The sequence below is a fragment of the Hymenobacter sp. BRD128 genome (assembly GCF_013256625.1).
Classification (GTDB): domain Bacteria; phylum Bacteroidota; class Bacteroidia; order Cytophagales; family Hymenobacteraceae; genus Hymenobacter.
Genome location: NZ_CP053908.1, coordinates 360871 through 373466 on the forward strand (window position 1 = coordinate 360871; position 12596 = coordinate 373466).

Annotated in this window: 12 protein-coding genes; 4 read left to right on the forward strand and 8 right to left on the reverse strand. The window is 61.4% G+C overall.

What is annotated here, in order from left to right:
* The first annotated feature begins 65 nt into the window (after positions 1 to 65).
* On the forward strand, positions 66 to 1673 hold the full coding sequence (locus GKZ68_RS01770) for an amidase family protein (RefSeq protein ID WP_173110152.1): 1608 nt from the start codon (positions 66 to 68) through the stop codon (positions 1671 to 1673).
* Here GKZ68_RS01770 and GKZ68_RS01775 read toward each other — a convergent pair.
* A complete protein-coding gene (locus GKZ68_RS01775; protein ID WP_173110154.1) occupies positions 1670 to 2767 on the reverse strand; it encodes an alpha/beta fold hydrolase in 1098 nt (365 codons plus the stop codon). The genes GKZ68_RS01770 and GKZ68_RS01775 overlap by 4 nt on opposite strands.
* Positions 2768 to 2888: 121 nt before the next feature.
* On the opposite strand from GKZ68_RS01775, the gene GKZ68_RS01780 reads away from it, so the two are divergent.
* Entirely contained in the window at positions 2889 to 3347 is a 459-nt protein-coding gene (locus GKZ68_RS01780) for a hypothetical protein (protein WP_173110156.1), read from the forward strand.
* Positions 3348 to 3436: 89 nt separating this feature from the next.
* Here the strand turns inward: GKZ68_RS01780 and GKZ68_RS01785 are convergent, their stop codons facing one another.
* The 3 genes from GKZ68_RS01785 to GKZ68_RS01795 form a co-directional block, all read right to left on the reverse strand.
* Positions 3437 to 4378, reverse strand: a complete 942-nt coding sequence (locus GKZ68_RS01785; protein WP_173110158.1) for a type IX secretion system membrane protein PorP/SprF — start codon at positions 4376 to 4378, stop codon at positions 3437 to 3439.
* A 133-nt stretch (positions 4379 to 4511) separates the two neighbouring features.
* A complete protein-coding gene (locus GKZ68_RS01790) occupies positions 4512 to 6080 on the reverse strand; it encodes a gliding motility-associated C-terminal domain-containing protein (protein ID WP_173110160.1) in 1569 nt (522 codons plus the stop codon).
* A 2-nt stretch (positions 6081 to 6082) separates the two neighbouring features.
* A complete protein-coding gene (locus tag GKZ68_RS01795; protein ID WP_173110162.1) occupies positions 6083 to 7870 on the reverse strand; it encodes a hypothetical protein in 1788 nt (595 codons plus the stop codon).
* 772 nt (positions 7871 to 8642) lie between these two features.
* On the opposite strand from GKZ68_RS01795, the gene GKZ68_RS01800 reads away from it, so the two are divergent.
* Both GKZ68_RS01800 and GKZ68_RS01805 read left to right on the forward strand, forming a co-directional pair.
* The gene (locus GKZ68_RS01800; protein ID WP_173110163.1) at positions 8643 to 8924 is read left to right on the forward strand and encodes a hypothetical protein; all 282 of its coding nucleotides are present in this window, start codon (positions 8643 to 8645) and stop codon (positions 8922 to 8924) included.
* 134 nt (positions 8925 to 9058) lie between these two features.
* Positions 9059 to 9430 (forward strand): hypothetical protein, encoded by a 372-nt coding sequence (locus GKZ68_RS01805; protein WP_173110165.1) that lies wholly within the window; start codon positions 9059 to 9061, stop codon positions 9428 to 9430.
* A gap of 105 nt (positions 9431 to 9535) precedes the next feature.
* On the opposite strand, the gene GKZ68_RS01810 is transcribed toward GKZ68_RS01805, so the two are convergent.
* The 4 genes from GKZ68_RS01810 to GKZ68_RS01825 all read right to left on the reverse strand — a co-directional run bounded on the left by GKZ68_RS01810 (position 9536) and on the right by GKZ68_RS01825 (position 12507).
* Positions 9536 to 9877, reverse strand: coding sequence for a hypothetical protein (locus GKZ68_RS01810; protein WP_173110167.1), 342 nt, complete (start codon positions 9875 to 9877; stop codon positions 9536 to 9538).
* A gap of 40 nt (positions 9878 to 9917) precedes the next feature.
* Positions 9918 to 10901, reverse strand: a complete 984-nt coding sequence (gene uvsE / locus GKZ68_RS01815; protein ID WP_173110169.1) for a UV DNA damage repair endonuclease UvsE — start codon at positions 10899 to 10901, stop codon at positions 9918 to 9920.
* 101 nt (positions 10902 to 11002) lie between these two features.
* Positions 11003 to 11695, reverse strand: coding sequence for a carboxypeptidase-like regulatory domain-containing protein (locus GKZ68_RS01820; protein WP_173110171.1), 693 nt, complete (start codon positions 11693 to 11695; stop codon positions 11003 to 11005).
* Between the two features lie 122 nt (positions 11696 to 11817).
* A complete protein-coding gene (locus GKZ68_RS01825; RefSeq protein ID WP_173110173.1) occupies positions 11818 to 12507 on the reverse strand; it encodes a hypothetical protein in 690 nt (229 codons plus the stop codon).
* Positions 12508 to 12596 lie beyond the last annotated feature (89 nt).

The window sequence follows — 12596 nt, forward strand, 5'->3', positions numbered from 1 at the left end:
AAATAAGCCTATTTTCGGCCGGGCAATCTGGGGCTCTTGCCTACCCGCACCGAAATTTTCTCCGCATGAGCATTTTATTCCAAGCCAGTCGGCTCTTTTTGTTATTGTTGCTGAGTGCTTTGTTTGGTAGCAGCTGCCAGCAGGCCGCGCGCGAACAGCCGGTAGCGCATGTGCCTTTTGAGGTGGCGGAGGCGTCGATAGAGCAGGTGCAGCAGGCACTTCGGCGGGGCGACTGCAACTGCGAGCAGCTCGTGCGGGCCTACCAGGCGCGCATTGCGGCCTACGACCAGCCTACCCAACTCAACGCTATCGTCGTTACCAATCCGGAAGCCCTGGCTGCGGCCCGGCAGCTCGACGCCGAATACCGGCGCACCGGCAAGCTGCGCCCGCTGCACTGCACGGCCTTAATTGTGAAGGATAACTACAACACAGCCGGCCTGCAAACGGCGGCCGGCTCGCTAGCCCTCAAAGGCTTTGCGCCGAACACCGATGCCACAATGGTAAAGGCGCTGAAAGCGGCCGGCGCCATTGTGCTGGCCAAGTCTAACATGGCCGAATGGGCCTTCAGCCCAATGGTAACGATTAGCTCCCTCGCGGGCGAAACGCGCAACCCCTACAACCTGGAGCACGTGCCGGCCGGCTCGAGCGGCGGCACGGCGGCGGCCGTGGCGGCTAGCTTCGGCACGGCCGGCCTGGGCACTGACACCGGCAATTCGATTCGGGGGCCGTCGTCGCACAATGCGCTGGTAGGTTTCCGGCCCACGCTGGGACTGCTGAGCCGGGCCGGCATCGTGCCGCTGTACCTGCGCAACGATACCGGCGGCCCCATGGCTCGCTCGGTGGCCGATGCCACCCGCCTGCTCGACGTGCTGGCGACCGGCCCCGACCCGGCCGACCCGCTCACGAGCTATAGCGCCGGCAAAATTCCGGCGCGGGGCTACCGGCAGTTTCTGGACCCTAGCGGCCTCAAAGGCGCCCGCATTGGGGTGTTGCGTACCCTGAGCGAGCGCCACCCCGACCCGCAGGTGAAGGCGCTATTTGAGCAGGCCATGGCCGACCTGCGCCGGGCTGGGGCCACGGTGGTAGACGTTGAAATCCCGGACTTCGACCGCGTGAGCGCCGGGCAGTGGAGCTCGGTATTTAAGCACGACGTAAATCAATACCTGGCCGACCAGGGGCCGAAGGTGCCGGTAAAAAACATCGATGAGGTACTGGCTTCGGGCAAGTATTCGGCCTACATCAAAGAGAATTTGCAGGATGAGCTGGCCCACGGCGTGGCGCCGAGCCCCCGCCAGCCCGGCCGCGGCGAGGCCTACACCGACCCGCGCCGGCTAGCCTTTCGCCAGGCCGTGACGGCCGTGATGGACCGCTACCGCGTAGGCGCGCTGGTGTACCCGACCTGGAACAACCCACCCGCCAAAATCGGCGATTTTAAAGGGTATAAAGGCGATAACAGCCAGCTCATTGCCCCGCACACGGGCCAGCCCGCCTTCACCGTGCCGATGGGTTTTACCTACGATAATCTGCCGGCCGGCTTGCAGTTTCTGGGCCGCTCGTTTGACGAGCCGACGCTGATAAAGTATGCCTACGGCTACGAGCAGGCCACCCACCACCGCCGGGCGCCGGCCCGCTTCCCGGCCCTGCCGGCCCCGGCCAAAAAAGGCCAGCCCTAGCGCACGGGCTTTTCGGTGAGGGCCAGCAGTTCCAGCAAGTAGCTGCCCCAGATGCTGGGGTTGGAGTGCGTGCCGTGGCCGGTTGTGAGGTCGGTGATGGGCAGCAGGATGTAGCGCCCGTGCGGCACCTTCTTGATTTCAGCGTCCAGGATGCCAAGCTCGGGCGGGTTCACCTGGTCGTCGGCCGAGTTGATGGCGAATAGCGGCGCCTTAATGGCCGCTAGGTGCGGCGCCGGATTGTAGTCGCGCGAGGCATCGAACTGGTAGATAAAGTCATTGGCATCGAGCGAGCTATACAGGCGGCTTTCGGTCTGGGCCAGGGCGGCCTCGGCCTGGGCGCGGGTGGGAGCCAGCTTCTGCATCTGCTTGGGGCTGCTGGTCATAAAAATCAGCGACGACGCGGCCCCGGCTAGCCCTACTTTAGGCTCGGTGGTGTAGTTGCCGCCCTGCCAGGCGGGGTCCAGCTCTATCATATCGATGGCCATTTTGCGCAGCATACGGTTGCGGCCCCCAATCTCCACGGGCAGGCTAGCCAGTGGCAGCAGCGCATCCATGTAGTCGGGGTATTTGTAGCCCCACACCCAGGTTTCCATGCCGCCCATTGAGGTGCCCATCACTAGGCGCAGGTGCCCGATACCCAGCTTCTCGGTGAGCAGACGGTAGTTGGCCACTACCATGTCGTCGTAGGTGTACTTCGGAAACTGCATGTGCAGCCCGTTGCTCGGCTTGCTCGACTTGCCGTGGCCGATGGCATCGGGCAGAATAATGTAGTACTTGGCCGCATCCAGCGGCTGCCCCGGCCCAAACAGATGGCCCGCAAACAGCTCGCTCAAAAAGCTGGTGCCCGCGCCCGTGGTGCCGTGCATAATGAGCACCGCATTCATAATATGGCCGGCTTTGTCGCGGCGCGGCTGGCCCACGGTGGTATAGTGCTGGTTGAGGCTAGGCAGGCTCTCGCCGCTGGCAAAGCGAAAATTAGCCAGCGCAAAATCGCTCTCTACCGGGGTGGGGTAGTGGGCAGGCGCCTGGGACTGGGCCAGGCTCAGGAGCGGCCCTAGCCAGCAGCAGAAAAAGACAAGTCGCAGAATGGGCATAGAAAAAACCGACTGGCCCGAAGTAAGCAGCCAGCCAGTTTTCAAATGACGCACAAAAAAAGTGGCCCGCCAACTGGGCTGAAGTTAAACGGAGGCGAGATTGTACTATATCTTCGGCGCGATGAAACACACTTTCCTCGTGGCCGGCTTGCTGGGCCTCACTTTTTCGGCCCGGGCCCAGTACGTGCCGGTAGGCGGCCTGGTCACGCTCGGCGTGCGCGCCCTGAGCAACCGCGATGCACCGCAGCAAAAAGCCACGCTGTTCGTGACGCCGGCTACCTACCAGGCGCACGCCTTTCCGCAGAAGCGCACCCCCGCCAAAAAGCTGCCCAAGCCCGACAAGGGCGGCACCGAAATCGCCGCTATCGAGCAGCTGTTGGCTAGCCGCTTTGCCGCCCTGCAAGCCGACTCGACCGCCCTGGTACTGGATGTGGCGCAGGAAAAGGAGTTCAGCCGCCTGCGCACCAACCTCGAAACCTTCAATCCTTTCTGGAACACCGACCCCTACTCGCAGGAGATGAGCCTGTACCGGCAGCACGACGATGTGCGCCGCCGGCTAGCCCGCTCGCAGCCTAAGTAGCGCAGGAAGCGTGCCCAGGTAAGGTAGTTTGCGGAACATCAGCCATCGTTTCGCACCGCTGGCTGGCCTGCCCGCGCGGCCCCATTAGCCTACCAGAAGGGGTCGGGGCAGGCCGGGCGGGGCACTTTCTTGAGCTTGATACCCAAGATGACTTCGTGGCTACCCCACTGGTAGGCCGAGATGGCCGTGGTGCTGGCGTCGTAGGAGTAGCTCAGGCTGCCAAAGCTGAAATCGACGCCCACCATGCCTACAAAGGCATTGGTGGCCCGCCACGAGGCGCCCGCCCACAGCAGGTCCCGAAACTTGAGCTTCATGTTGAGGTCGACGGACACGGGCGCGGGCTTCATATACTTGACCAGTACCGAGGGCACCAGCGACAGGTCTTCGCTGATGGGCAGGCGCCCGCCGGCCGTGGCAAAATAGTGGCGCTCCAGCTTGTTGGTGTACGTGACCTGGTTGACGGGCGAATAGGCGAGGTCGAGCTGATTGCCCAGGATTTGGGCCGACGAGGCGCCCACGTAAAAATCGGGGCTATAGAGCCACAGGCCAATCGTGGCGTCGGGCACCCGCGATGACTGGCTAGCCGCAATGTAGCCGCTGTGAAATTGCAGCTGCGAGCCATCGACGGCGAACTGCTGCATGCCCACCGACGCGCCCATTGCCAGGCGCACGGTGCGCGACAGGGCCAGGTTATAGGTGTAGGAGCCGTAGATACCGGTGCGACTGGTGGGGCCGGTTACGTCGCTGTACACAATGCCGCCCACGGCGTGAAAGCCGCGCGCCCAGTCGTGCTTGGTGCGCTTGGACTGCGAGCGCAGGCTGCCCAGCGAGGAGTTGGCGCTGGCGTAGTAGGTGCGGGGAGCGCCCTCCAGGCCGGCCCACTGCGCCCGGTAGCTAAACTTGAGGTCGATATAATCCTCGGTGCCGGCCACGGCGGGGTTGAGGATATAATTATTGTTCATGTACTGGCTGTATTGCGCCAGTTGCTGGGCCTGTCCCGGCCGGGCCGCCCCGGCTGCTAGCAGCAGCAAAAAGAAAAGGCCGGGTAAGTTTTTTTTCACTGAGCAGGATTGCTAGGGAGGTAGTCGGGAGGAAATGAGCGACTTAGCGGAGCCGGCGGGCTAGCCGGCTCCGCTAAGCGCCTGATAAGTTAATACACTACCGTCACAGGGCCACTATACGCCTTGCCGTTGCCGAGCGTAATGACGTAATAATAAGTGCCAAGGGGGCCGGCTGCCCCCCAATAGTACCATTCCACTCGGCCGCGTGGCTGTAGCCCGAAGCCTCAAAAATCTTGCTGCCCCAGCGGTTGAATACCAGCACATGGTTGCCACTATAGCTGCCGATGTTGTCAATTTCCCAGGTGTCGTCGTGGCCATCGCCGTTGGGGCTGATGGCCGTGGGGATGCGCACGCGCGGCGTCACGGTCACGGTCACGGGGCTGCTGTCGGCGCAACTGCCGGTGCCGGCCGACAGCGTGTAGGTGGTCGTGATGACGGGTGAGGCAGTGGGCCGCAGCGGGTTATTGCCAAACGTGAGACCCGCCAGGGGGCTCCACGTCACCGGGTAGTTGCCGTCGGCCTGGCCTTCCAGCTCCACCTGGTCGCCTTCCATAATGGTCTTATCGGGGCCGGCCACCACATGCACCACCGGGCTGATGCTGACGCGCACGCCGCTGGCAGCAGCCGTGACCGGGCCGCACACCGTGGCGGCGCGCAGCAGCAGCGTCACGGTCTGGCCATCGCGCAGGGTGCTGCTGGTAAACACCGGGGTTGTGGCCCCGGCCACGTCCTTGCCATCTACCTGCCACTGATACTGCGGGCTAGGGCCGGGGTTAGTAGCCTTGTCGAGGCTGAAGGTGACGGGCACGCCCGCGCACACCGGCAACGTGGTTTGCAGGGTCATCGTTACGGCGGGCTGGGCCACCGGCGTCAGGCTTATCGTAACGGTAGCCGTGGCCGGGCCACTGGCGCAAAAGCCTACGGTGGGCGATAATTCTACCTGTACCTGGTCGCCATCGCGCAGCGTCGTGCTGCTGAAGGTGGGACTGGTCGCCGCCAATACCCCATTCACAAACCACCGGTAGGTGGGCGCCGCACCGGCATTGGTCGGCGAGGGCGCAAAGGTGAAGGCCGTGCCGGCGCACTGCGCCGGCGGCGTAGCCAGCGCCACCCCCGACACAAGCAGTGGCTGCAGCTGCACCGCTACCACATTGGAATAGGCCGTGCCGCAGGTGGCCGTAGCCTGCCGCCGGTAGTAAGTGGCGGCATTTACCGGGCCGGGCGCGTAGCCAGGGTCGGTAGCGCCCGCGATGGCCGTCCAGGTCGAGTTGTCGGGCGACGATTCCCACTGATAAGTATAGGTGTTGGGGCCGCTGCCAACCCCGGTCGTACCCGTAAACGGCGCCGGAGCAGTGCCCGAGCACACCGTTTGGCTAGCGCTGATGGTGCCCGCCGTCACGGCCGGGTTTACCGTCACGGCCACCGTATTCGTAGCCTGGCACCCACTGGCATTGGTTTCGGTGAGGGTATATGTGGTGGTAGTGGGCGCAGCGCCCGTGTTGATAAGCGTGACGATAGGGTTGGCTACCGTGCTGCTGCTGAGGCCCGCAGCTGGGCTCCAGCTATACGCAGAGCCCGCTACGGCCGCTGCCCCGATGGTAATCGGGATGCCCGAGCAGGTACTGCGCGCCGAAATACCCACGCTGGCAGCCGGCACGGGTAGCAGTGTCACGGTTACCTGGCCGGTAGCGCCGCAGCTGTTGGGGGCCGCCGCACCAGTAATGGTATAGGTAGTAGTGGCGGTAGGACTAACCGTAAAAGGTCCGGGCCCGGTAATAATGCTAGGCCCCCGCTAACGGTGTACGGGGCCGTGCCGCCCGCCACGGTCAGGGTAGTGCTGCTGCCCTGGCAAATGGCGAGCTTACCCGTAATGGCTAGCGTAGCAGTTTGCGACACCCTGATACTTTGCGCAACTGAGTCGGTGAGGCAGCCATATTTGGTCAGGCCCCTAGCCACTATGGTGCCGGTGCCCGCCCCGCGCCACTGCACCTGCACCGGATTGGCGGTGGGGCTACCCACGATGGTGCCGCCCACCGCGCGCCAGCTTACCTGAGGAGCCGTGCCGCCGCTGGCCGTGTAGCTGCGGGTAGCATTGAGCCCGCACACGAGCTGGTCGCCGCTGATAGCAGTCGGTCCGGTGGGCTTCGTTACAGTGATGTGCAGCACATCGGCTATTGTTTTGCCGGCGCAGCCATTGTCTTTCACCGTAATAGCTACATCGTAGGGCGTGGCACGGGCGGCATCGCAACCGGCCGTGTACACAAAGGTGCCGGATACGACGCCGTTGATGCCCGACACTACCGCCGTGCCCGTGGGGTTGCCAGCCAGCCGCGTACCGGGGTCCCCGTTCAGCGTGGCAGTATAGCCCCCCGCGCCGTCGAGCAGCACGCTGTTCAGAGTCAGGGCTAGGGGGTGGGCATCGGCCTGCGTAGCCGTGACGGGAATGGTAAGCGTACTGCCCGCCTCAATAGTATAGTCGCGCGGCATCACGCTGATGGGTGGCAGCAGCGGAATTTTAGTAGGTGGGCACGTCGCCACTGCCAGTTGCAAATCGCGCCGCGTGACCCCAATGAGCACTTCCTGCCCCGCGATGGTGCGGTATTCCTTTACATCGACCGCCACCACGTACTTACGCCCCGCCGTGGAAGCGCCGTACTTGGCTAGCCCCGTTGAAGGATTAAGGAGGGCAAAGTTGCCCGTCATAGTGCCAAAGGGCGTGGTGGGCGTATAATTGGCTCCCCCACTGTAAGCGGCTAGGGCAGGGGGCGGGGTAAAGGTAGTAAAGGGTAAGATGCCCAGCCCCCCAGTAGTAGCATAGGGCTGTCCAAACGAGTACACCAAGCGGTCGCCGTCGGCATCGACGGCATTATTGAGCAGGTACGTCGTATCGTTGGCGCAGATGATAGCCACGGCAATATCCGAAAACACTGGCGAGTGGTTGGGCAACGTCGGCGGAGCCATGGCCGTGTACAAGGTCAGGGACTGGGCGCTGGGGTCATACAGGTTGGTGATATCAACATTGCGGTTGCCGTCCGTAAACAAGGCGTAGTAGCCTTTGCTCGTATTTGGCAGATTGACGACCCCAACAAATTTTTGCAGCTGGTAAGGCTGCGACACGCCCGAGATGGTGCAGCCCGGCGGAATAGGCGGCGAAATACACGCGGTAAGCGACGTCTGCGGAATGCTCATCATGCCCGTTTGCCCCACAAACGTCGAGGTAGTGGGATAATTAGTAGCATTCAGAATAATTCTGGCCCCAGTGGCCTGGTCATAAATGCCGACGCCAGCCGTAGTACGGGGCGAGGCAATACCCGAAATGCCGCAGTTATTGTACAGCGTCACCGTTATCTCGTAGCGGAGTGGAGCCGCCGCCGGCCCTTTATTATCGAGGTAGCGATACGTCATTTCTCCCCCTAGCAGGTGGGTGGCCCGCGCCGGTCGGGCGCCGGCTAGTAACAGCAAGAAAAGAAGCCCTGGCAGTATTCCCGCCCGAGAAAGTAAGCTTGTGAGCATAGACGAAGAGAGGAGTGGCAGAGAATCAAAGCGTAGAAGCAAGTAAGCAAACGGCCGCCGAGCTGGTGGCTAGCGCAGCTTAAGCGCCAGAATGCCAGTAGCGCAATCACTAATCAGTGATAAGGCAAATTATTGATTATAAAAGAAGGCGAAAATGTGGCTGCTAGACGGCCCCGGGTAGCAGGCCGCGCCGGACAGAATAAGCCGGCAAAACCGGAGTGTACCCTGCCGCTGGCAAGGCGAGGGCCATTATACCTTCCCGGGCAGCAACGGCAAGTAGCAACTTATTAGCCAACGGTAGTGTCAGGGCCATAAAAGGGCAATAAATGCAGCGTGAAAGTAGGTGTTTCCCAAGCAGTTTCTGAGCTGTAAAATTTAGCGCAGCAAAAAACCTCCTAAATCGTGAACAATAAAAGTCTTTTAATAAAAACTACGAAATATTTTATTCTGAGCCTAGCGTGGCCCCGCCGGGTTGCAGTAGCGGCGCTTTTCGCCGGCCGGCTGCTAATGCGCTTAAAAATGCTAATGCGCTTAAAAAATAGAGAGTATTTATTTCTGGGGATAAGTGCGTAGGAATGAGTTAGTGGCTGCACCAGCAGTGCCGGGCTTATCAGGTGATTGAAGGAAAATGTCTGGTAATCAGGTAACAATCATGGTGGTAGGACACGTAAAAGTCGCAGCTGATTAGCTATTATTTTCCTCAACTTCCTTCCTGAAAGTCATGAAATCCACCTTCCTTTTCCTCGCTGCTGCCTTCGCGCTGAGTGCCAACGCCGCTTTTGCCCAGACTACCCCCACCACGGGTACTACCACCTCGGGCACGATGAACCAGACGCCCAGCTCGGGCACCATGAACAACGGTACAATGGGTGCCGACCGAAGCAGCATGAACAACGGTACAATGGGTACTGACCGTGCCACCATGCGCAGCAACCGCCGCATGAACAAAGGCTCGAAAATGAAGTCGAAGTCGACCAACGGCACCACCAAAACGACGATGTAGTAGCTACTAAGCTATATCCATCGTATGAAGCAAAGCTGGTTGGTCCGTTGGGCTGACCAGCTTTTTTCAGTATTTCAGTTTAACGCGTCTGCGCCATGAAACGCCTTTACCTTCTATTTTTCAGTGTGTGTGCTGTGGCTACGGCGCACGCCCAGACTGTGCCCTTCGATGCCACGGCGCCCATGCGCGGCGGCTCGCAAAACCAAACGGTGGTGCCCCCGGTAAACCCGGCCCTGAACCAGAGCACCATTCAGGGGCCTTCGCAGGTGCAGCGCACCACTACCAGCTACGACGCCCAGCCTAGCCGCCCGCCGGTAGGCACTGCCCCAGTAGCGGGCACCCCCGAGCAGTCGCCCACGACGCTGCCTGACGTGCGTGAGCAGGGACTTATTCCGCAGCAGCAGCGGCGGCAGTCGAGCGATGTAGTACCGAACCGCAGCTCCAGTTCGAGCAACATCAATCAGCGCCGCAGCCCGCAGCCAATGGGCGGGACTAGTCAGCCCTGATTTTTCCGGCCGGCTTAATGCTACCAACCCTGATACAACGAAAAAGGTGGGGCGGGCTTTCTCAAAAAGCCCGCCCCACCTTTTTCGTTGTATCAGGCCTATGGGCTAGCCAGCAGCGTGGGCCAGCAAGTCGTGGCCGTGGCGGCGTAGCGTATCGGCCAGCTTGAGCAGGTCGGCCTTGAGGTCGGCGGGCGCGTGGTGGCTTACCTGGCTGGTCTGGTCGCCGAGCATATTAAGCGAGTGGCCGACGGCCGTGGCACTGAGGCTACCGCTGCTGAGCAGCGATTGCAAGTTGCCCATTTCGCGGGCAATGTCTTGCAGTTCAGGCAGGCCGCTTTGCAAAAATTGCTGCTGCCAGGTTTCGGTATTATCCATTGCCGAGCCTAGCGGTAAGCTGGTCAGGCCATTTTGCAGCCCGGATAGGGTTGCGTGCAGAAGGTCATTCATCGATAAAAAGGGAAATGGGGGTAAGCGAAACGGAAATAAATCAAGCCTTGGCCTTAGAAGCACGCGGCTTGGGTGGCGCCGGCGCCGCGCGTGGCGCAAAAACCGGCGGCGTATAGCCGGCCGGCGCCGCTGGCACCAGACCCGCCTGACGCGCCAGTTGCAGCGCCCGCACGGCGCTAGCCTCTTTGTCTTTGATTTCAAGCATCATGTCTGTTTCCAGGCCGTCGAGGTCAATCAGGAAGGCTTGAAAAAGCTCGGGCACCAGGGTAGCGGTGTGCTTGCCGCGGCGCTCGCCGGGCGCCTGCGAGCTGTAGTCCATCATCAGCACGCCGTCGCGGGTGGGGTGCCAGGTAGCGGCGGCCAGGCGCAAGGCTAGCCGCATGGGTTCGCCGTGGTTGAGGCACTCGTGGTGAAAGTTATCGAACAGAATAGGCACGCCCGTTTCGTCGTGCAGGCTCAGGCACTCGCGCAGGCTGTAGAGGCGGTCGTCGTTTTCAACCACCAACCGGGCCTTTACCGCCTCGGGCAGCATGGTGTGGAAGGTATCGACCCAGCGGGCCAGCGCCGCGCCTTTATCGCCGTAGGCGCCGCCGGCGTGAATTTGCAGCTTGGCCGTCGAGTCCAGCTCCATCAAGTCGAGCATCGAGCCCTGGTATACGAGCTCGGCAATGCTGCGCTGCACAATGGCCGGGTCGGGCGAGTTCAACACCACAAACTGGTCGGGATGAAACGAGATGCGCAGGTCGTGCTGCCGCACGTAGTCGCCGATGGCCCGAAACTCAGTCTTAAAATGCGCCTGCCACGGAAATGTATTGATTTCGTGCGAGCCAAACGGCACAATGCCCGAGCCCATGCGAAAAAAAAGCAGCCCGTGCGCCACATTCCACTCCAGGATTTGCTGGAGGCAGGCCAGGTTGGCGGCCACCGTGGGTACCAGGCGCTCGGCCGAGTAGGAGGCTAGCCGAAAGGTGCCGGCCGCGCTGCACGGCAGCGTCTCATTCACGCAGGGATATCCGATTTTCATCTTCTGGGCTTACGCCAGAAGGGAGCCGTGCGTTTTACTTTGGAATAGGAAGGGCGAATCGCCTCGGCAATAATTCTTCGTTTCTTATTCTAAAGTAAATTTTACTCATAGCCCCGGTTGTCGCGGAAGGCCTTGTTATACTCGGCCCGCTTCTTGGCGGCGGCTTCGGCCGCGTCGCGGGCTTTGACCTGCTCCATCTTGCGGCGCTCTTTGCCCTGGCGCGAAAACTGGTCGTAGAGCCAGTCTACGTTGGAGCCGCTGATGGTGGGTGCCTCGGGCCGGGGCGCGGTCGAATCGACGGCAAACAGCGGCTTGGGCTTGGGGCCCTTCTTGGGAATTTTGACTACTGGCGGGGTGGGGCGCTTCATGTTGCGTAGCGCCCGGTTGATAATGGCGCGGTCGGGGCGGTCGGCCGTCACGCGCACCTCGCCAAGCTGGATGGAATCGCGCACCAGCTTCACCTGCACCACCAGCTGCGAAAGCGTGGTGCCGCCCAGCACCAGCCGGTGCGGCTTGTAGCCCACGGCCCGAAACAATACCGTATCGGTGGGTAGCGCCACAATAAAAAAGTCGCCTGCACCGTCGGCCGCCACGCCCCGGCGCGTGCGCTGAATTTGCACCGTGGCCCCCGGAATCGCCTGCTTATTCTCGGCGGCCGAAACCCGGCCACTCACGCGCACGGTGGGCGTGGGGCTACCCGCCTGGGCCTGCACCCTGGTGGCGGCCAGGGAGGTAATAAGCAGCAGGCTGATAGCTAGTAACCTGCGCTTAAGAAAAAGGGGGGCGGCCAGCAAAAACACGAATCTTTTAACGCAACTTTCCTGCAAAGCTGCCACCAAATGAGCCAAAAAAAACCCGCGCCGTTGCAGACGCGGGTTTTTTGCAGACTAACAAGCCGCTTTCGCCGCCCGGGGGCTTACATTTTAGCTTTATTGCCGGCGGCATCCTTCACTTTTACGGTGCCGTCATTTTTTACTTTTACCTTCGAGCCATCGGTCATTTTCGACTTGCCCTTGGCTACGGCCGCGCCGCTGCCCATCGAGTTGTCGTCGGTGGTGGTCGTGGTGGTAGTTTCGGTAGTAGTCGAGCTGCTCATCGCCGACGAGCTGCTATCTGACGGCATGGTGGCGCTCGACGAGGCGGCCGTCTGGCCGCTGGTATCGAGGTTGTTAGCCTCATCGTATTCCGGGCGCGACGACTGATAGGCCTGATACTGCTCGGGTACTACCAGGATAGTCTGGAATTCCTTATCGGTATCGGCATAATACTGGCGGCGGGCGGCGCCGAAGCCAGTCGTATCGGCCTTATACTTAGCCATCAGGGCGTCGTAGCGCTTCGAGCGCTCGTAATAAGCCTGGCGCAGCTTTTCGCGGGTAGCGGCGTCTTTGATTTTCATTTTCGTCGCAAAGCGGTCGGCCATGCGGTTGCCCCGCGCATGGTAAGCTTCGTCCGTCATCGGGCCGGTCGAAGCCGTGCTGGTGGTAGTGGTAGTAGCCGTCGAGTCCGACGGCGTGCCGGTAGTAGTCGTGGTAGAAGTCGAGTTCGATGAGCACGAACCCAGCGAGAAAGCTGCGGCGCTGGCCAGCAGCAACAAGGCATTTTTCATGGGAAGATGGGGAAATTTGAAGAGAACGGGTGTTTTGGTTCCGCGCTTTAACGAAATTGCCCCGTCGGGGGTTACCGCTAGCCCCTGAC